A 19,463-nucleotide genomic window follows, 5' to 3' on the forward strand; every position below is an offset into this window, starting at 1 on the left:
CCGGGTCAGATGGGGGCAGACCGGGTCAGGCCGGGTCGTACGGGCGCTCGACGGGCAGCAGGGCGCGGGCGGCGTCCAGGTCGCCGGCGCCGACCAGGGCGTGCACCTCGTGCGCGAGCGGCGTCACGTCGGTGATCGACGCGGTCCACTCCTCGACGTAGCGGCGCGACGCCTCGCCCGCCAGGCCGAGCTGGAGCGAGCGGTGCGGGAGGGCCTCCAGGTGCAGGCCGCGCTCCGGGTCCCACTGGACGCGGACGTCCGGCTTCGAGCCGATGCCGGCGTCGCTGGGGACGGCGCGCCCCAGGGCCCAGTCGAATCCCGATCGGGTGATCCTGATGGCGAGGACGCGCTCCTGGTCCGGCTTCGTGGCCCACCCGGAGCGGTACATCATCCACAGGAACGAGGGCTTGACCCACGTCATCCGGCCGGGTCTGAACGGCGGCACGAACCGGCCGGCGGCCAGCGCCGGGCGCGCGACGGCGGGTGAGTACGCCTGGTACACCGTGACGTGCCGATCGTCGTAGTCGGCCCTGATCTGCCTGTGCTCCACCCCTGAAGGGTGATCCACCGGTCAACCGGAATCCGCGCGCGGCCCCCGTCCGCTGCACGTAGGCTTGACGGTGAGAACCCCTCCCGAGGCCGTTCCGAGGTCCCGGGCAGGGGTCTGTCCTCGTCTCTCCCCGGGAGCCATCGCAATGCCCCAGTCCGGCCCGCTCTCCGGCCTGCTCACCGCAGTCCTGCCCGACAAGGCGCTGCGCGCCCTCGTGGACTCCGTCGGCGTCCCCGACCTGGAGCTGGAGGGCCCGCCCGCCGCCCGGCCGCTGGTGGCCGCGGCCCTGGCGAGCAGCGCGCCCGTGCTGGCGGTGACGGCCACCGGGCGCGAGGCGGACGACCTCAAGAACGTGCTGTGCGACCTCATCGGGCACGGCTCGGTGGCGATCTTCCCGTCCTGGGAGACGCTGCCGCACGAGCGCCTGTCGCCGCGCGCGGACACCGTGGGCGCCCGCCTACAGGTGCTGCGCCGCCTCGCCCACCCCGGCGACGACCCGCTCAAGGTGGTCGTCACCACGGTCCGCAGCCTGATCCAGCCGATGGCCCCCGGCCTGGGCGACCTGAAGCCGGTCGACCTGGCGGTCGGCTCCGAGCACGACTTCGAGCAGCTGCCGGTCGACCTCACCGGCCTGGCGTACACGCGCGTCGACATGGTGGAGAAGCGCGGCGAGTTCGCCGTGCGCGGCGGCATCCTGGACGTGTTCCCGCCGACCGCGGAGCACCCGCTGCGCGTCGAGTTCTGGGGCGACGAGGTCACCGAGATCCGCCCGTTCTCGGTCGCCGACCAGCGGTCGCTGCCCGACCAGGTGACCGCGTTCACCGCGACGCCGTGCCGGGAGCTGCTGCTCACCGACGACGTGCGCGGGCGCGCCGCGGCGCTGGCCGCCGAGCACGAGGCCGACGCCCAGCTGCACGAGATGCTGGAGAAGCTCGCCAACGGCATCCCGTCCGAGGGCATGGAGGCGCTGATCCCGGCGCTGTGCGAGGGGCGGCTCCAGCTCCTCACCGACGTCGTCCCGGCCGGCACGCACGTCGTGCTCAACGACCCGGAGAAGATCCGCGCCCGCGCCCACGACCTCGTGCGCACCGGCCAGGAGTTCCTGGAGGCGTCCTGGATGGCCGCCGCGGGCGGCGGGAAGGCCCCGATCGACCTGGGCGCGAGCGCCTACCGCAACCTCGGCGACGTGGCCGACGCCGCGCGCGCCGCGGGCCGGCCGTGGTGGACGCTCAGCCAGCTCACCACCGAGGGCGCGGACGTCCTGCGGCTGGAGCTCAAGCACGTCGAGGCGTACGGCGGCGACGTCGAGCGCGCGTTCGCCGACCTGCGCGCGCACACCGCGTCCGGCGGCACGGCCGTGCTCGTCGTGCCGGGCGCGGGCACGGCGCAGCGCGCCACCGAGCAGCTGCGCGACGCCGGCGTGGGCGCGACCTGCGCGGACGCGTTGACCGACAAGCCCGAGCCTGGTCTCGTCACGGTCGTGCGCGGCGCCTTGGAGGACGGGTTCGCGCTGCCCGGCCTGGCGCTGGTCGTGCTCACCGAGACCGACCTGACCGGCGGCCGGCACGGCACGTCCACCAAGGACATGCGCCGGATGCCGAGCAAGCGGCGCAACGCCGTCGACCCGCTCGCGCTGCGGCCCGGCGACTTCGTCGTGCACGAGCAGCACGGCATCGGCAAGTACGTGGAGATGGTGCAGCGCACGGTGGCGGGCGCGACCCGCGAGTACCTGGTGCTGGAGTACGGCTCGTCCAAGCGCGGCCAGCCCGGCGACCGGCTGTTCGTGCCGACCGACCAGCTCGACGAGGTGTCCCGCTACGTCGGCGGCGAGCTGCCCACGCTCAACAAGCTCGGCGGCAGCGACTGGAAGAACACCAAGGCGAAGGCGAAGAAGGCGGTCAAGCAGATCGCCGCCGAGCTGGTGCAGCTCTACGCCGCCCGCCAGTCCGCGCCCGGCCACGCGTTCGCGCCCGACAGCCCGTGGCAGCGGGAGCTGGAGGACGCGTTCCCGTTCACCGAGACCGTCGACCAGATGGCCGCGATCGACGAGGTCAAGGCCGACATGGAGCGCACCGTCCCGATGGACCGCGTGATCTGCGGCGACGTCGGCTACGGCAAGACCGAGATCGCGGTGCGCGCGGCGTTCAAGGCGGTGCAGGACGGCAAGCAGGTCGTGGTGCTGGTGCCGACGACGCTGCTCGCCCAGCAGCACCTGAACACGTTCGTCGGGCGGATGCGCGCGTTCCCGGTGAACGTCAAGGGCCTGTCCCGGTTCACCGACCCGCAGGAGGCCGAGCAGACGATCGCGGGCCTCGCCGACGGCGAGGTGGACATCGTCATCGGCACGCACCGCCTGCTCCAGAAGGGCCTGCGCTACAAGGACCTCGGCCTGGTCATCGTGGACGAGGAGCAGCGGTTCGGCGTCGAGCACAAGGAGCACATCAAGGCGCTGCGCACGAACGTCGACGTGCTCACGATGTCCGCGACGCCGATCCCGCGCACCCTGGAGATGTCGCTGGCGGGCATCCGCGAGATGTCCACCATCCTCACCCCGCCCGAGGAGCGGCACCCGATCCTCACCTACGTCGGCGCGTACGACGACAAGCAGGTCGCCGCCGCCATCCGCCGCGAGCTGCTGCGCGACGGCCAGGTGTTCTACGTGCACAACCGCGTGTCCACCATCGAGAAGTCGGCGCGGCGCATCCGCGAGCTGGTCCCCGAGGCCCGCGTGGTCACCGCGCACGGCCAGATGAACGAGGACAAGCTGGAGAAGATCATCCAGGGCTTCTGGGAGAACGAGTACGACGTGCTCGTCTGCACGACGATCGTGGAGACCGGCCTGGACATCTCCAACGCCAACACCCTCGTCGTGGAGCGCGGCGACCTGCTCGGCCTGTCCCAGCTGCACCAGCTGCGCGGGCGCGTCGGCCGCGGCCGGGACCGGGGCTACGCCTACTTCCTGTACCCGCCGGAGTCGCCGCTGACCGAGCTGGCGCACGACCGGCTGGCGACCATCGCGCAGAACACCGAGCTGGGCGCGGGCATGGCGGTGGCCATGAAGGACCTGGAGATCCGCGGCGCGGGCAACATCCTGGGCGCGGAGCAGTCCGGCCACATCGCGGGCGTCGGCTTCGACCTGTACCTGCGGCTGGTCGGCGAGGCCGTGGACGCGTTCCGCCGGCACGCGGGCGCGGAGGTCGACGGGGACGAGGAGCTGGCCGAGGTCCGGGTCGACCTGCCGGTCGACGCGCACATCCCGCACGACTACGTGCCGGGCGAGCGGCTGCGCCTGGAGGCGTACCGCAAGATCGCGGCGGCCGGCGACGAGGAGGCGCTCCAGTCCGTGCTGGACGAGCTGAAGGACCGCTACGGCACGCCGCCGCTGCCCGTGGAGCGGCTGCTGGCGGTGGCCCGGTTCCGGCAGAGGTGCCGCGCGCACGGCGTGACCGAGGTCGTGGTGATGGGGCAGGCGATCCGGTTCGCGCCGCTGGACCTGAAGGACAGCCAGTTGGTGCGGCTGAAGCGGCTGTTCCCCAAGGCGGTCCACAAGCCCGCGACCAACTCGGTGAGCGTGCCTCGCCCGACCGAGGGCGCGGCCGGCGGCCGGATGGGCGCACCCCAGTTGCGCGACCAGGAGCTGCTCGACTGGTGCGCCCACTTCCTGGAGACCCTGTCCGTGAGCCCCGTCACCCGCGGCTGACGCGGCTCGTGAGAAGGTACCGTTCGTGAGGACTGTGCAGAGGCGTTCCACCCTGATCGTCGCGGCCGTCGCACTGCTGGTCGCGGGCTGCGGGACCGGCCCCGCCAAGGTCGGCTCGGCCGCGATCGTCGGCGACACCGTGCTGCCGCTGGAGACGGTGCAGCAGCGGCTGGAGATCGTGCTCGACAAGGAGCCCGAGGCTCGGAAGCTGCACGACCAGCGCAAGCTCGACCAGGTCGCCCGCCAGCTGGTGACGCTCGGCGTGCAGCACGAGCTGATCGGGCTGGCCGCGCAGCGCGAGGGCATCACGGTGTCCGAGGAGGACGTCGCCGAGTCCGTCGAGCAGGCGGGCGGCGCCGACGTGGCCTCGCAGAACACCGTGTACGACGCGACCACGTTCCGGGAGCGCGCCAAGGACCAGCTGCTGCTGGTGGAGCTGGCGCGCAAGTACGTCGACCGGATGGAAGTCACGTTCGACTACTTCTTCACCAAGGACAACGCCGACGCGATCGAGAAGGCCGAGCAGGTCGCGGCCGACCCGTCGAAGATGGCGGAGTTCATCGCCGCCGCGCCGCGCAGCGAGCAGGGCCAGTCCCTCGGCCGCGAGGGCCAGGTCGTGCGCTCGGCCGAGTCGCCGCAGTCGGCCCAGTCGCCGCTGTTCGGCGTCGAGCCCGGCACGGTCGTGGCGTTCCCGCCGGACCCGGGCAGCGCCCAGTGGATCGTCGCGCACGTCAAGGAGCGGCGCACCGACGTGCGGCCGTCGTCCGAGGAGTCGTCGACCGAGCAGCTCACGCCGCAGCTGCTGGAGCAGATCGGCCTGCGCCTCGTGCAGTCGCTGGCCGGCGACCCGTCGATCCAGGTCAACCCGCGCTACGGCGTGTGGGACACGACCGCGATCTCGCTCGCCCCGAGCGAGGGGGAGCTGACGGGCTACCAGGCCACCGCCCGCCGGACCGCCCCGTGACGGTCGTCCACCTCGGTCCGGACCCGGTCCTGCCCGCCGCCGCGCTGCCCGCCCTGCGGAGCGCGGCGGCGGTGTACGCGGGGGTCGGCGTGGACGCCGAGCTGTGGGGCGCGGTGCCGGTGCCCGAGGTCCTGAAGCCCGGTGCCGTGCTGCTGACCACAGACCCGTCCGAACCGGCCGCGCTGTGGATGACGACCACGGGGTCGCGGGTGATCGGCCCCCCGCCGTCGTCGCCGCTGCGGGACGCGGTCGCGGTGATGGACCGGCTGCGCTCGCCCGGCGGGTGCCCGTGGGACGCCGAGCAGGACCACAAGTCGTTGCGCCAGTACCTCGTGGAGGAGACCTACGAGCTGCTGGAGGCCATCGAGGACGGTGACCGGGCGGCGCTGCGCGAGGAGCTGGGCGACGTGCTGCTCCAGGTCCTCTTCCACGCCCGGATCGCGGCCGAGGACCCGGCCGAGCCGTTCGGCATCGACGAGGTGGCCGGCGACCTGGTGGCCAAGCTCGTCGGACGTCACCCGCACGTGTTCTCCGGCGGTGACCCGGCGGTGACCGACGCGTCCTCCCAGCAGCACCGGTGGGAGGAGCTGAAGCAGGTCGAGAAGCAGCGGACGTCCAGCCTGGACGGCGTGGCGACCGGTCAGCCCGCGGTGGCGCTGGCCGGGAAGCTGGCGCAGCGGGTGGCGCGGGCCGGGTTCCCGGTGGACCTGCTGCCCGAGGGCGACGACACCGGGACGACGCTGTTCGCGGTGGCGGCCCTGGCCAAGCTGGCCGGCGAGGACCCGGAGACGGAGCTGCGCGCGGTGGCGCGGCGGTTCGCGGCGTCGGTGCGGGCGGCCGAGGGGTCGGCGCGCGCGGCGGGCGTGACGGGGACCCTGACGGCCGAGGACTGGCGCGCCCACTGGCCCGGGTGAGCCGGCCCGACCCGCCCGACCCGCCCGACCCGCTCGGCCGGCTACCTGAGGACGAGGCCGAAGCGCTCGTGCAGGGCCCGGGCCTGCTCGGGCGTGGCGAGGGCGATGACGGTCTCGTAGACGCGGTTCGGGTCGCGTTCGAAGCCGACCTCGTGGAACCGGCGCGGGTCGTCGGGGGAGAGGTGGCCGATCGCCTCGCCGGCCGCCAGGTGGTCGAGGTACTCGTCCGAGAAGTGCTCGGCGTGGACGGTCACGACTTCGCCGTCGCGCTTGAACTCCAGCACGTCGTCGCGCCCGTCGTCGTCGGGCTCGCCCTGGTGCAGCCGGACGTCGGTGACGGTGACCGCGCCGCCGGTCAGCCCGGCCGCCTGCACCAGCAGGTGCTCGTAGGACTCCTCCAGGAAGTCGACGTCGTCGGCGTGGACGGTGACCGCCAGGTCGAACGACTGGAGGGCCGCCGCGACGCCGTACCGGTCCAGCGGGTCCCGCGCGTAGTCGGCGAACTGGTCCAGGACGGCCCGCGCCTTGTCCGCGGAGATCATGCCGATCTCCAGCAGGGCGGCTGCCACGTCCTCGTAGGTGAACGGGGGATTGTTCAACACGGGGACGATCCTGTCAGGCCGGCGGGGCGCGGTGGTGCTGTTCGGGAAAGCCCCGGTTCGGCGGGCGGTCCCCGGCGGAGGCCGATCGGCGGGCTTCGTGGGCTGGATCGAGGGGACGGGGTCGGCGCGCTAACGTCGGGGGGGTGACCGAACCGGCCTACCTCCGCTTCCCGCACCTGCACGGCGACCTCGTCACGTTCGTGGCCGAGGACGACGTGTGGCTGGCACCCCTCGCCGGGGGCCGGGCCTGGCGGGTGACCGCCGACCAGGTCCCGGTGTCCTCCCCGCGCTTCGACCCGACCGGCACGCACCTGGCCTGGGCCAGCCGCCGCGACGGCGCGCCCGAGGTGCACCTGGCCCCGGTCGAGGGCGGCGCGGCGACGCGCCTGACCCACTGGGGCGACTACTCGACCGGCGTGCGCGGGTGGACCCCGGACGGCGAGGTCGTCGCCGTCACGTCCGCCGGCCAGGCGTCGGGCAACCGGAAGTGGGCGCACGCCCTGCCGACCGACGGCGGGCCGGGCCGGCGGCTGCCGTTCGGGTGGGTGGGCGACGTGTCGTTCGGCCCGGCCGGGCAGGTGGTGGTGACCTCCGTCTACGGCCATGACCCCGCGTGGTGGAAGCGGTACCGGGGCGGGGCGGCGGGCAAGCTGTGGGTCGACGCGGACGGCGACGGCGGGTTCCGCCGCATCCTGCCCGAGCTGACGTCGTCGCTCACCTCGCCCGCGTGGGTCGGGGACCGCATCGCGTTCCTGTCCGACCACGAGGGCGTGGGCAGCCTGTACTCGGTGCTGCCGGACGGCTCCGACCTGCGCCGGCACACCGAGCAGGAGTTCTACGCGCGCCTCGCGACGAGCGACGGCCGCCGGGTCGTGTGGCAGCACGCGGGCGAGCTGTGGCTCCTCGACGGCCTGGACGCCGAGCCCCGCCGGATCGACATCGCCCTGGGCGGCCCCCGCACCGCGCGCAGGCCCCGGCCGGTCGGCTCGCGCCCCGACGACTTCGACGCGGACCGGACGGGCCGGGCGAGCGTCGTCGAGGTGCGCGGCACCGTGCACTGGGTGACGCACAAGGACGGCCCGGTGCGGGCGCTGGCCGAGCAGCCGGGCGTGCGGGCGCGCCTGCCCCGGGTGGTCGGCGACGCCGTGGTGTGGGTGACCGACGCGGACGGCGAGGAGGGCCTGGAGTTCTCGCCGGTCGGCGGCGTCGAGCCGGGCAACGAGCCGCGCCGGCTCGCGGTCGGCCGGTTGGGCCGGGTGCTGGAGCTGGTCGCCTCGCCGGACGGCCGGCGGCTCGCGGTGGCCACGCACGACGGCCGGCTGCTGCTCGTGGACGTCGAGTCGGGCGAGGTCCGCGAGGTGCTGGCCGGGGCGAACCCGCACGTCGACGACCTGGCGTTCTCGCCGGACTCGAACTGGCTGGCCTGGTCGCACCCCGGCCCGCGCCCGCTCCAGCACATCCGGATGACGAACACCACCGACCTGTCCGTGGTGGACGTGACGCCGCTGCGGTTCTCCGACTACTCGCCGACGTTCACCGAGGACGGCCGCTACCTGGCGTTCCTGTCGGTGCGCAGCTTCGACCCGGTGTACGACGCGCACGTGTTCGACCTGTCGTTCCCCACCGGCTGCCGCCCGTACCTGGTGCCGCTGGCGGCGACCACGCCCTCGCCGTTCGACCCGATGCGGCTGGGCCGGCCGGTCGGCGACGACCCGTCCGACAAGGACGACAAGGACAAGGACGAGAACCCGATCACCGTCGTCGACCTGGAGGGCCTGGCCGACCGGGTGGTCCCGGTGCCGGTCGGCGCGGCCGGCTACGCGGGGCTGACCGCCGCGAAGGGCGGCCTGCTGTGGCTGCGCTCGTCGCTGCGCGGCGTCCTCGGCGACAACCTGCCGAGCGGCGCCCGCCCGCCCCGGGCGGTGCTGGAGCGGTTCGACCTGGCCAAGTCGCGCGCCGAGGTGCTGGTGGACGGCCTGGACGCGTTCGACGTGACCGGTGACGGGCAGCGGGTGGTCGTGCAGGACGGCGGCGACCTGCGGGTGGTGCCCGCCGACCGCAAGGTCGACCCGGACGACGGCGACTCCGTCGAGGTGGACCTGTCCCGGGTGCGGGTCGTGGTGGACCGGGCCGCCGAGTGGCGGCAGGCGTACGCCGAGGCGGGCCGGTTGATGCGCGACCACTTCTGGCGCACCGACATGGGCGGCGTGGACTGGGCGGGCGTGCTGGAGCGCTACCGGCCCCTGGTGGACCGGCTGGGCAGCTACGGCGACCTGGTGGACCTGCTGTGGGAGGTGCAGGGCGAGCTGGGCACGTCGCACGCCTACGTGATCCCGGCGCACGGCGCGCGGGGCCGCGCGGTGGGGCTGCTCGGCGCGGACCTGGAGCGCGACGAGTCGGGCGCGTGGCGGGTGACCAGGGTGATCCCGGGGGAGACCTCGGACCCGGCGGCCCGGTCGCCGCTCGCCGCGCCCGGTGTCGCGGTGCGGGCCGGTGACGCGGTCGTCGCCGTGGACGGGCGGCAGGTGGACCCGAGGACCGGTCCCGCGCCGCTGCTCGTGGGCACGGCGGGCAAGCCGGTGGAGCTGACCGTGCGGCCCGGTGGCGGCGGCGAGCCGCGCCGGGTCGTGGTGGTGCCGCTGGAGGACGAGGAGCCGCTGCGCTACCACGCGTGGGTCGCCGACCGGCGGGCCCGCGTGCGGGAGCTGTCCGACGGGCGCGTGGGCTACCTGCACGTGCCGGACATGACGGGCGCGGGCTGGGCGCAGCTGCACCGCGACCTGCGGGTCGAGCTGGCGCGCGAGGCCGTGGTGCTCGACGTGCGGGAGAACGGCGGCGGGCACACGTCCGAGCTGGTCGTGGAGAAGCTCGGGCGCAGGATCATCGGCTGGTCGGTGGCGCGCGGCTACACCACGGCCGACAGCTACCCCGGCGACGCGCCGCGCGGGCCGGTGGTGGCCATCGCGGACGAGTTCGCCGGGTCCGACGGCGACATCGTCAACGTGGCCATCAAGGAGATGGGCATCGGCCCGGTCGTCGGCACCCGCACGTGGGGCGGCGTGATCGGCATCGACATGCGGTACCACCTGGTCGACGGGACGCTGGTGACGCAGCCGCGCTACGCCACCTGGTTCGCCGGGCCCGGCTGGGGCGTGGAGAACCACGGCGTGGACCCGGACGTGGAGGTCGTGATCACGCCGCAGGACCGGGTGGCCGGCCGCGACCCGCAGCTCGACACGGCCGTGCGGCTGGCGCTGGAGGCGCTGGAGACCCGGCCGGCGGCCACTCCGCCGCAGCTCCCGCCCCTCACCTGATCGGGACCACCCGGGCGCGTGACCCCGTGGTGGTTGCGGCCGGTGGTCCCGAACCGACCAATGGACAGCACGAGAGTTCGGGTCGGGGGTCGGGTGAGTCATCGGTTGTTGCCGCGCTCGGGGCGCGGGTGCTTCTCGGCGGTGGTGCTGCTGCCGCTGGCGGCGGCGGGCGGGTTGGCGGCGCTGCTGCTGGCCGTCGACCGGCCCGCGCCGCCGCCGGGCGCGGTCGGGTCGGTGTGGGTGTCCGGGCGGCAGGCGCCGGCGAGCGCGCGGGCCGGCGTGCCGGCGCCTCAGGTCGCGACCACCGGCACGACCGCGTCCACCGGGCGGCGGGAGGTGCAGCGGGGCGGCCTGGAGCCGACGTCCGCGCGGCGCGGCCCCGGCGTGCCGGTGCGCACGGACGTGCCGCGGCCGGGTCGGCCGCCGGACCGGTCGGGACCGTGGACGGTGGTGCTGCCGCCGTTCCCGCCGTTCCCGTCGTCGCCGGACCCGGTCACCGGCACGACCACCGCGCCGGTGCCGCCGAGGACGCCGACGTCGGAGCCGGGCCTGTCGCCGGACCACCCGACGAGCGCGCCGGCGACCACCGCGCCCCCGGCGACGACCCCGCCGGCGACGACCCCGCCCGCCACCACCCCGCCGGCGACCACGCCCCCGGCCACCACGCCACCCGCGACCGCGCCGCCGGGCACGAGCGCGCCGGGCACGGGGTCGCCGACCCCCGAACCGGGCCCGGCGGACCCCGGCACGACGGACCCCGCGGTCCCGCCGGGCGCCGGGAGGCGGGTCGGGTGACGCGGCCGACCCGGTGACCGCGCTCGGCGACCTGGACCTGAACCTGCTGGTGGCGCTGCACGCCCTGCTGGAGGAGCGGCACGTCACCCGCGCCGCCCGGCGGCTGGGGCTCAGCCAACCCGCCACCAGCGCGTGCCTGGCCCGGCTGCGCCGGCACTTCGACGACCCGCTGCTGACCAGGGTCGGCGGCGGCTACGAGCTGACGCCGCTGGCGTCGTCGCTGGTCGCGCCCACGGCGGCGGCCGTCGGCGCGGTGCGGCGGGTGTTCTCCGGGCAGCCCGACTTCGACCCGGCGCGCACCGACCGCGAGTTCACCCTGGTCCTGTCGGACTACGCGCTCGCCGTGGTCGGCGGCGAGCTGGTCCGGGCGGCGCGGGACCGCGCGCCGGGTGCGCGGTTCCGGTTCACCCAGGTCGCGCCCGCCGTGCTGGACGACGTCGGGGGCACCCTGCGCCGCGTCGACGGGCTGCTCATGCCGCGCGGCCTCGTGCGCGGCCACCACCCGTCGGTCGACCTGTTCGAGGACCGCTGGGTGCTGATCGCCGCCGAGGGCGGCGCGGCGACCCGGCAGCCGGTCACGACCGAGCTGCTGGCCTCGCTGCCGTGGGTCGTCGCCTACCGGGGCGCGAACCAGCACCCGCTCCCACCCGGCGTCGAGCCGGAGGTGGCGGTGGAGAACTTCCAGTCGCTGCCGCTGCTGGTCGCCGGCACCGACCGGGTCGCGATGATCCAGCGGCGGCTCGCCCGGCTCCTGCGCGGCGTCGCCGACCTGCGCGTGCTCGACCACCCGTGGCCCGCGCCGCCGTTCGTCCAGTCGTTCTGGTTCCACCCGCGGCACGTCGACGACGCCGGCCACCGGTGGCTGCGCGGGCTCCTGACCGAGGTGGGCCGGGGGCTGCCGGAGCGGTGACGAAGGCCACGGTGGGCGGCGGGGCGCCGCCGGCGAACGCCGCCCGCCGCCCGGACGTCCTGATCAGGGGCGGGCGGGACCGACCGCCGCCCCGGACACGACCGGCAGCAGGAAGGCCACCAGGATGCCCACGACCACAGCCGCCCCCGGTCCCCCGCGGCGGGACGACGCCGATCTCCCCGGCTTAGCCGGGCCCGCGCCGTCCCGACCGCCGGGTGAACGGGCCCTGACCAGGGTTTCCGGTCATTCCCCGCAGACCGCCGCGTGATGTTCCCCGAAGAGGGCGAACGAGCACGTAGCCTGGGTGGCGTGGTCGTCCCGCCGCCGTCGAAGCCGAAGCCCGAGCCGCGCCCGCGCGGCCACGTCGGCAACCTCGTCGGGCGCCTGTCCCTCGTGCTCCTGCTGATCGCCGTCGTGGCGGGCGGCGCGTGGGCGCTGGGCACGCTCAACCGCTCCGCGCCCCGAGCCGCCGACCCGCCGTTCCCCGTGCCGTTCCTGGAGGTGCGGCCCGGTGAGGCCGCGCCGGGGTCGGGCGGCCCGGTGCCCGAGGGCGGCGCCACCGGTCAGGCGTCGCCCGCCGTGACCGGCACCGCCGAACCGCTCGCCGCGTGGGCGTCGTCGCTGTCGGACAAGATCGACGTCCCGGCCCGCGCCCTGCGCGCCTACGCCGTCGCCGACCTGCTGATGCGCGCCCAGGACCCGTCGTGCCGCGTCTCGTGGGCGACCCTGGCGGGCATCGGCCGCATCGAGTCCCACCACGGCACCATCGGCGGTCTGAAGCTGGGTGAGGACGGCCGGCCGTCCGAGCCGATCATCGGCATCCCCCTCGACGGCTCGCCGGGCCTCAAGGCCATCGCGGACTCCGACGGCGGGGCGCTCGACGGCGACACCAGGTGGGACCGCGCGGTCGGCCCGATGCAGTTCATCCCCACCACGTGGGCCCGCTACGCGGTGCGGGCGAACGGCGACGGCGCCCGGCCCGACCCGCAGGACATCGACGACGCCGCCCTCGCCGCCGCCCGCTACCTGTGCTCCGGGGGCCGCGACCTGGGCACGGGGTCGGGCTGGTGGGCGGCCGTGCTGGACTACAACAACTCGACCGAGTACGGGCAGAACGTGTTCAGCGGGGCCGAGGCGTACGCCCGGGCCAGCACCGGGGCCTGAACCGGCCCCGGGGCCTGAACCGGCACGGGGCCGGCGTCAGCGGTCGCGCTCGACGGCCAGGCGGGCGCTGACCTCGCCCAGCGCCTCCTGGTACTCCGGCGTCGGGTTCATCGCCGCCGCGATGCGCAGCTGCGTCAGCGCCTCCGGCAGGCGGCTCTGGCGTTGCAGGGTGCGGCCCAGGGCGAAGCGGGCGAAGTGGTCGCTCGGGTCCATCTCGACGACCTTGCGGAACGCCTCCTCGGCGCGCTTGAGCTGGGCCGACCCGAGGTAGGCCCGCCCCGCGAGCAGTTGCACGCCCGCCTGGTCCGGTGCTGCTTCGAGCACGATGCGGAGCTCGCGCAGCGCTTCCAGCGGTCGGCGCTCCGCGAGCAGCGCCTCGGCTCGGCGGAACGCCTCGAAGGTGCTGTCCGTCATGGTCCGATCAACGCTACCCGCGCATCCGGTCGCAGTACGACAGCCGACCGGATGACGGGACGGGCGTGTCACGTGAGCAGAGCGTCGTGCAGCCACGAGAGCACCGGGGTGATCGACGCGGGTTGCTCCACGTGGGCGTTGTGCCCGACGCCGGGCAGCACCACCCCGCCCGGCTGGGCCGCGCGCAGGTGCTCCGGCGGGCACATCGGGTCGTCCTCGCCGGCCGCCAGCAGCACCGGGCAGCGGGCCGCGGCGAGCAGGCCGTCGACGTCCGGCGCACCCACCCCGAACGCGGCCGGGTCCAGCGCCGCGCGCCACCCGCCGGGCACCTCCGCGACCCCGTCGTCCAGCGGCACGCCCGCGAGCCTCGCCGCCCAGCCGGCCGCCTCCTCGCGGGTGGGGAGCACGCGCGGCGGCTTCGCGGCCAGGGCGGCGGCGCGGGCCAGCTCGTCGTCGGTCCAGCGGAGCTTGACCCCGAGCCCGGCGGCGGCCCGCACGTCCACCCCGAACCACCCGCTGGCCAGCGCCAGCGCCACCACCCCGCCGAGCGAGTGGCCCAGCACGGCGACCGGGCCGGCCGGGACGGCGGACGCCACCGCCGCGGCGAACGAGCCGAACGAGCACCGCTCCAGCGGCTCCGACCGGCCGTGGCCCGGCAGGTCCACCGCCAGCCACGACCCCGGCCACCTTTCCGCAGCTGAGCGCCACACCGACCCCGTCGCGCCCAGGCCGTGCAGCAGCACCAGCAGCGGTCCTGAACCGCCCCGCGAAAGGTGAACCAAGACGTAACCTCCCGTGAACGCGAACGCCACGGCGGAGCCGGCGTTCTCCCACACCTTGCACCAACTAGGCTCGGCACCGATACAGAGATGGTCTGACGAGGGAGCGCACGTGGCGGTCATCGAGCAGGTCGGCGCCCGCGAGATCCTGGACTCGCGAGGCAACCCGACCGTCGAGGTAGAGGTGGCGCTGGACGACGGCACGCTGGAGCGCGCCGCGGTTCCGTCCGGCGCGTCGACCGGCGAGCACGAGGCGGTCGAGCTGAGGGACGGCGACGCCAAGCGCTACCTGGGCAAGGGCGTCGAGCGCGCGGTCACCGCGGTGCTCGACGAGATCGGCCCCGAGCTGGTCGGCATCGAGGCCGTGGAGCAGCGCGTGGTCGACCAGAAGCTGGTCGACCTGGACGGCACGCCGGACAAGTCCCGCCTGGGCGCGAACGCCATCCTGGGCGTGTCGCTGGCCGTGGCGAAGGCGGCGGCGGCGTCGAGCGGCCTGGAGCTGTTCCGCTACGTCGGCGGCCCGAACGCGCACGTCCTGCCGGTGCCGATGCTGAACATCCTCAACGGTGGCGCGCACGCCGACACCGACGTGGACATCCAGGAGTTCATGATCGCGCCGATCGGCGCGGAGAGCTTCCGCGAGGCCCTGCGCTGGGGCGCGGAGACCTACCACGCGCTCAAGTCGGTGCTGAAGTCCAAGGGCCTCGGCACGGGCCTGGGCGACGAGGGCGGCTTCGCGCCGTCCCTGTCCAGCAACCGCGACGCGCTGGACCTGATCCTGGTCGCGATCGAGAAGGCCGGGTTCACCCCGGGCCGCGACATCGCGCTGGCCCTCGACGTGGCCGCCACCGAGTTCTACTCCGACGGCGCCTACACGTTCGAGAAGACCAAGCGCAGCGCCGAGCAGATGACCGGCTACTACACCGAGCTGGTCAACGCCTACCCGATGGTGTCGATCGAGGACCCGCTGTCCGAGGACGACTGGGACGGCTGGGTGCAGATGACCGCCGAGCTGGGCGAGCGCGTCCAGATCGTCGGCGACGACCTGTTCGTCACCAACCCGGAGCGGCTGGAGGAGGGCATCTCCCGCCGCGCGGCCAACGCGCTGCTGGTGAAGGTCAACCAGATCGGCACGCTGTCCGAGACGCTGGACGCGGTCGCGCTGGCCACGTCGTACGGCTACAAGTCGATGATGTCCCACCGGTCGGGCGAGACCGAGGACACCACGATCGCGGACCTCGCGGTGGCCGTCGGCGCGGGCCAGATCAAGACCGGCGCCCCGGCGCGCGGTGAGCGCACCGCGAAGTACAACCAGCTCCTGCGCATCGAGGAGGCGCTGGGCGACGCCGCGCGCTACGCCGGTGACCTGGCCTTCCCGCGGTACACGCCGGAGGGCTGATGTCGGCACGGGAGCGCGACCCCCGACGCGGCCGTGACGCCGCGCGGGGGGCGCGCCCTGCCCGCGGCCGCCGCGCGACGGACGGCAAGGGCGCGTCCGGCAAGGGCACGGGCGGCGCGTCCGGCAAGGCCGCGACCGGCAAGAACGGGTCCGGCAAGGGTTCGACGGGCAAGGGTTTGACGGGCAAGGGGTCGACGGGCAAGGCCGCGAGCGGCGCGTCCGGCGGGAACGCCGGACGGGCGGGCGCACCGCGCGCCCGCGCCGCCGAGGGCAGGCCGTCGGCCCGCCGCCCGCAGTCGAGGGCGCGCAGCCGGGCGGGCGCGGGCACCGGTGGCGCGTTCGGCATGACCGGCACCCGCCGGGCCGCCCTGCTCGCCATGGTGGTGTGCGCGCTCGCGCTGAGCATCGCGGTGCCCCTGCGCACCTACCTGGCCCAGCGCGAGGAGCTGCGCGAGGTCACCGCCTCGCACGAGACCCTGCGCGCCGAGGTGGCCGAGCTGGAGCGGCGCAAGCAGGAGCTGGCCGACCCCGCGCACGTGGAGGCGGAGGCGCGGCGGCGGCTGCACTACGTGCGACCGGGGGAGACGCCCTACGTCGTGCAGCTCCCCGGTGACGCGGAGCGCGAGAGGGAAGAACGGCGCCCGGCGACCGAGCCGGCCGAGGACAAGGCGTGGTACGAGCAGTTGTGGGATTCGGCGGCGGCACGATGACGGTGAGCGACGAGGACCGGGAAGCGGTCGCGGCCCAGCTGGGGCGCGCCCCGCGCGGCATGAGGGAGATCGCCGCGCGCTGCCCGAGCGGGCACCCGGCGGTCGTGCAGACCAGCCCGCGGCTGGAGGACGGCACGCCGTTCCCCACGCTGTACTACCTGACCTGCTCCCGGTTGAACTCCTACGTCAGCAGGCTCGAAGGGGCCGGCCTGATGAAGGAGATGACCGACCGGCTGGCGGAGGACGCGGAGCTGGCGGCGCGCTACCGCCGGGCGCACGAGCTGTACCTGGCCGAGCGCGACGCCATCGAGCCGCTGGGCACGACCGTCACGGCGGGCGGGATGCCGGACCGCGTGAAGTGCCTGCACGTGCACGTCGCGCACGCGCTGGCCGCCGGACCGGGCGTCAACCCGTTCGGCGACGAGGCGCTGGAGCGGCTGGCCGAGTGGTGGCCGAGCGGGGAATGCTCGTCAACGGTGAAAAACTGTCCCTAAGGGCAGTTCTCCGGACACAAAGCACGTGCTCGGCCGTGACACCGCCGTTCGGATCAGGCAGTCTGGGTCGTGAGCCGGGTGACGAGGCGATGGGGAGTTCGTGGTTGTGCCGAAGTCGAAGCGACGCGCGCGAAAGCGGACGAAGGTCCACCAGGGCACGCTGACGCCACGTCAGTGGGGCTTCGCTTCGGCAGCGGTGGGGGCGATGCTCGTGCCCACGCTGCTGCACGGGATGAACCCGGTGGACTGGGTGACCCTGTCCGGCAGGTCCGACATCGAGGCCGTCCCGCCCGGCGCGGGTGACGTGCTGGGCACGCTCGCCCTGGACCGGGGGTCGCTGGGCGCCGGCGGACGCCTGCCGGAGGCCGACGAGCTGTCCGCGTCGCTGCTCGCCGACGCCGACGACCCGTCCGGGTTCGAGGACGACCTGCCCCCGCTGGAGGGCGGTTTCCTCCGCGAGGGCCAGCACGGCATCCCGGGCGTCGTGCTCGACGCGTACATGCGCGCCGCCGACCGCGTCGCCGAGACCACGCCGAACTGCAACCTGGACTGGCCGCTGCTGGCGAGCATCGGCCGCATCGAGTCGGGCCACGCCCGCGGCGGCCGGGTGAACGAGAACGGCGACACGGTCAACCCGATCCTCGGCCCCGTGCTCAACGGCGGCCCCGGCATGGCGGCGATCCGCGACACCGACGGCGGCAGGTTCGACGGCGACCGCACGTGGGACCGGGCCGTCGGCCCGATGCAGTTCATCCCGTCCACGTGGGCGGGGTACGCCGCCGACGGCAACGAGGACGGCGAGAGCAACCCGAACAACATCTACGACGCCACCATCGGTGCGGGCAACTACCTGTGCGCGAACGGCGCGGACGTGGCCGACCCGGAGCAGCGGGCCCGGTCCGTGTTCCGCTACAACCACTCCAACGAGTACGTCGCCACGGTGCTGTACTGGGCGGACCTGTACGCGAACGGCGTGACCCCGCTGCCCGACCTGGTCGGGTCGGACGAGGACTTCGTCGACGACAACGACGGCAGCTCCTCCACCAGCCCCGGCGGCGGCTCGACCCCGCCCCCCGGCACGTCGAACCCGCCGGCCACCTCCACGACCGCGCCGGGCACGACCACGGGCAACCCGGGCACCACGATCACGCTGACCCCGACGGCGCCGTCGAGCACGACCACGACGCCGACCTGCCCGACCGCGCCGACCAGCACCACCACCGGCACGACGACGTCGACCACCCCGACCACGACCACCACGGTCCCGCCGGGCTGCGAGCCGACGACGACGACCACCACGACGACGACGACCACCACCGCCGGGAGCACGCAGGGCACCACCCCGGCGGCCACGACCGGTCCGGCCGCCACGTCGGACTCGCCGGCGGGGTCCTCGCCGGCCGGTTCCTCCTCGGCGGGGTCGTCCTCGGCGGGCTCCTCGTCGGTCGGCTCGAACTCCGCGCCGTCGGTGACCTCGTCGATGAAGCCCGCCTGACGGGTTCCCCGCACCGCCGCGACCCCCGAGGGGTCGCGCACCGGGACGGGGCGCGCACTAGGCTTGTCGGCCGAGCACCCAGTGCGTGGAGGTAACCGGCATGGCGCGTGTGGCCGCGATCGACTGCGGGACGAACTCGATCCGGCTGCTGGTGGCCGACGTGACCGCCTCGGGCGGTGGCGGGTGGTCGTTGCGGGACGTGCACCGGGAGATGCGGGTCGTCCGGCTCGGCCAGGGGGTCGACGCCACCGGCGAGCTGCACCCGGACGCGGTCGAGCGCACCAGGGCCGCGCTGGTGGAGTACACGAACGTGTTGCGCCGCAAGGGGACCGAGCGGGTCCGGATGGTGGCCACGTCCGCGACCCGGGACGCGCGCAACCGCGACGCGTTCTTCGACATGGTGCGCGCGGTGCTGGGCGCCGAGGCCGAGGTCATCACCGGTGACGAGGAGGCGCGGCTGTCGTTCACCGGCGCCGTGTCCGACCTCGACCCCGACGAGGGGCCGTTCCTCGTCTCCGACGTCGGCGGCGGCTCGACGGAGCTGGTGCTCGGCACGTGGGACGGGGTGCGCGGCACGGTCGCGGCGGCCCGGTCGGTCGACATCGGGTGCGTCCGGCTCACCGAGCGGTGCCTGCGCGACGACCCGCCCACCGAGCGGCAGGTCGAGGAGGCCGTGCGGGTGGCGCGGGACGTGCTGGGCGAGGCGTTCGACGCCGTGCCCACCGGGGAGGCCCGCACGTGGATCGGCGTCGCGGGCACCGTCACCACGCTCGTGGCGCTCGCCCGGGGGCTGCCCGAGTACGACTCCGACGCGATCCACCTGGCCCGCCTCGGCGTCGACCAGATCCGGGAGACGACGGCCCGGCTGCTCGCCATGCGGCACGACGAGCGCGCCGCGCTCGGGCCGGTGCACCCCGGCCGGGTGGACGTCATCTGCGGCGGCGCGCTGATCGTGCGGGCGCTCGCCGACCACCTCGCGGAGCGCGGCGTGACCGAGCTGGTGGCGAGCGAGCACGACATCCTCGACGGCATCGCCTTCTCGCTGGCGTGACCCGGCTCACCCCCGGCACTTCGGCCGGCGGCGTTGTCCGGCGGCCCGCGACCGGTGCCCGACGTTGTCCGGGGTCGGCGCGGCCCGCTGGACGGTGACGGTGTCCGCCCTGGTCACGGGCTCGCCGGGCACGTCGGTCCGGCCGGCCGGAGGGCTCCGCTGATCGACTTCGGGGCCGCGGTGGGCAACTGTCAACTGGGATCAGTCG

16 protein-coding genes are annotated in these 19,463 nt (G+C 74.9%); 12 read left to right on the plus strand and 4 right to left on the minus strand.

All coding sequences use genetic code 11. The features are described from left to right. Window positions 1-25: 25 nt before the first annotated feature. Window positions 26-550: a DUF4291 domain-containing protein gene (locus tag ACRAKJ_RS03385; protein WP_438921191.1), complete on the minus strand. Its 525-nt coding sequence runs from the start codon at window positions 548-550 to the stop codon at window positions 26-28. A gap of 145 nt (window positions 551-695) precedes the next feature. Between ACRAKJ_RS03385 and mfd the strand changes: the two genes are divergently transcribed. Genes mfd through ACRAKJ_RS03400 form a run of 3 tightly spaced genes read left to right on the plus strand, consistent with a single transcriptional unit; the run spans window position 696 to window position 6,128 of the window. Continuing rightward, window positions 696-4,250 (plus strand): transcription-repair coupling factor, encoded by a 3,555-nt coding sequence (gene mfd, locus ACRAKJ_RS03390; protein ID WP_438921192.1) that lies wholly within the window; start codon window positions 696-698, stop codon window positions 4,248-4,250. A 25-nt stretch (window positions 4,251-4,275) separates the two neighbouring features. Next, entirely contained in the window at window positions 4,276-5,214 is a 939-nt protein-coding gene (locus ACRAKJ_RS03395) for a hypothetical protein (protein ID WP_438921193.1), read from the plus strand. Further along, window positions 5,211-6,128: a MazG family protein gene (locus ACRAKJ_RS03400; protein WP_447008869.1), complete on the plus strand. Its 918-nt coding sequence runs from the start codon at window positions 5,211-5,213 to the stop codon at window positions 6,126-6,128. The genes ACRAKJ_RS03395 and ACRAKJ_RS03400 overlap by 4 nt, the downstream gene beginning before the upstream one ends. A 41-nt stretch (window positions 6,129-6,169) precedes the next feature. Here the strand turns inward: ACRAKJ_RS03400 and ACRAKJ_RS03405 are convergent, their stop codons facing one another. Beyond that, window positions 6,170-6,730 (minus strand): hypothetical protein, encoded by a 561-nt coding sequence (locus ACRAKJ_RS03405; RefSeq protein WP_438924835.1) that lies wholly within the window; start codon window positions 6,728-6,730, stop codon window positions 6,170-6,172. Between the two features lie 143 nt (window positions 6,731-6,873). Here ACRAKJ_RS03405 and ACRAKJ_RS03410 point away from each other — a divergent pair, with 143 nt between their 5' ends. The 4 genes from ACRAKJ_RS03410 (at window position 6,874) to ACRAKJ_RS03425 (ending at window position 12,913) form a co-directional block, all read left to right on the plus strand. Then, complete coding sequence (locus ACRAKJ_RS03410; RefSeq protein WP_438924836.1) at window positions 6,874-10,044, plus strand: PDZ domain-containing protein; 3,171 nt, start codon at window positions 6,874-6,876, stop codon at window positions 10,042-10,044. 93 nt (window positions 10,045-10,137) lie between these two features. Further along, window positions 10,138-10,839, plus strand: coding sequence for a hypothetical protein (locus ACRAKJ_RS03415; RefSeq protein ID WP_438924837.1), 702 nt, complete (start codon window positions 10,138-10,140; stop codon window positions 10,837-10,839). A gap of 13 nt (window positions 10,840-10,852) precedes the next feature. Further along, window positions 10,853-11,749 (plus strand): LysR family transcriptional regulator, encoded by an 897-nt coding sequence (locus ACRAKJ_RS03420; RefSeq protein ID WP_438924838.1) that lies wholly within the window; start codon window positions 10,853-10,855, stop codon window positions 11,747-11,749. Between the two features lie 309 nt (window positions 11,750-12,058). Next, window positions 12,059-12,913, plus strand: a complete 855-nt coding sequence (locus ACRAKJ_RS03425) for a lytic murein transglycosylase (RefSeq protein WP_438924839.1) — start codon at window positions 12,059-12,061, stop codon at window positions 12,911-12,913. A gap of 36 nt (window positions 12,914-12,949) precedes the next feature. Here ACRAKJ_RS03425 and ACRAKJ_RS03430 read toward each other — a convergent pair whose 3' ends face one another. Both ACRAKJ_RS03430 and ACRAKJ_RS03435 read right to left on the minus strand, forming a co-directional pair. Beyond that, window positions 12,950-13,327 (minus strand): tetratricopeptide repeat protein, encoded by a 378-nt coding sequence (locus ACRAKJ_RS03430; protein WP_438924840.1) that lies wholly within the window; start codon window positions 13,325-13,327, stop codon window positions 12,950-12,952. Between the two features lie 68 nt (window positions 13,328-13,395). Beyond that, window positions 13,396-14,109, minus strand: a complete 714-nt coding sequence (locus ACRAKJ_RS03435; protein WP_438924841.1) for an alpha/beta fold hydrolase — start codon at window positions 14,107-14,109, stop codon at window positions 13,396-13,398. A 109-nt stretch (window positions 14,110-14,218) separates the two neighbouring features. On the opposite strand from ACRAKJ_RS03435, the gene eno reads away from it, so the two are divergent. The 5 genes from eno to ACRAKJ_RS03460 all read left to right on the plus strand — a co-directional run bounded on the left by eno (window position 14,219) and on the right by ACRAKJ_RS03460 (window position 19,255). Continuing rightward, entirely contained in the window at window positions 14,219-15,505 is a 1,287-nt protein-coding gene (gene eno, locus ACRAKJ_RS03440; protein WP_438924842.1) for a phosphopyruvate hydratase, read from the plus strand. Continuing rightward, window positions 15,505-16,215 carry an FtsB family cell division protein gene (locus ACRAKJ_RS03445; protein WP_447008870.1) on the plus strand — a complete coding sequence of 237 codons (711 nt, stop codon included), beginning with the start codon at window positions 15,505-15,507 and terminating at the stop codon, window positions 16,213-16,215. The genes eno and ACRAKJ_RS03445 overlap by 1 nt, the downstream gene beginning before the upstream one ends. Beyond that, window positions 16,212-16,709 (plus strand): DUF501 domain-containing protein, encoded by a 498-nt coding sequence (locus ACRAKJ_RS03450; RefSeq protein WP_438924860.1) that lies wholly within the window; start codon window positions 16,212-16,214, stop codon window positions 16,707-16,709. Before ACRAKJ_RS03445 ends, ACRAKJ_RS03450 begins: the two co-directional genes overlap by 4 nt. 205 nt (window positions 16,710-16,914) lie before the next feature. Then, window positions 16,915-18,204, plus strand: coding sequence for a lytic murein transglycosylase (locus ACRAKJ_RS03455; RefSeq protein ID WP_438924845.1), 1,290 nt, complete (start codon window positions 16,915-16,917; stop codon window positions 18,202-18,204). 100 nt (window positions 18,205-18,304) lie between these two features. Next, window positions 18,305-19,255, plus strand: a complete 951-nt coding sequence (locus ACRAKJ_RS03460) for a Ppx/GppA phosphatase family protein (RefSeq protein ID WP_438924846.1) — start codon at window positions 18,305-18,307, stop codon at window positions 19,253-19,255. The last annotated feature ends 208 nt before the right edge of the window (window positions 19,256-19,463 follow it).

It is taken from the genome of Saccharothrix sp. DSM 118769 (assembly GCF_052936295.1).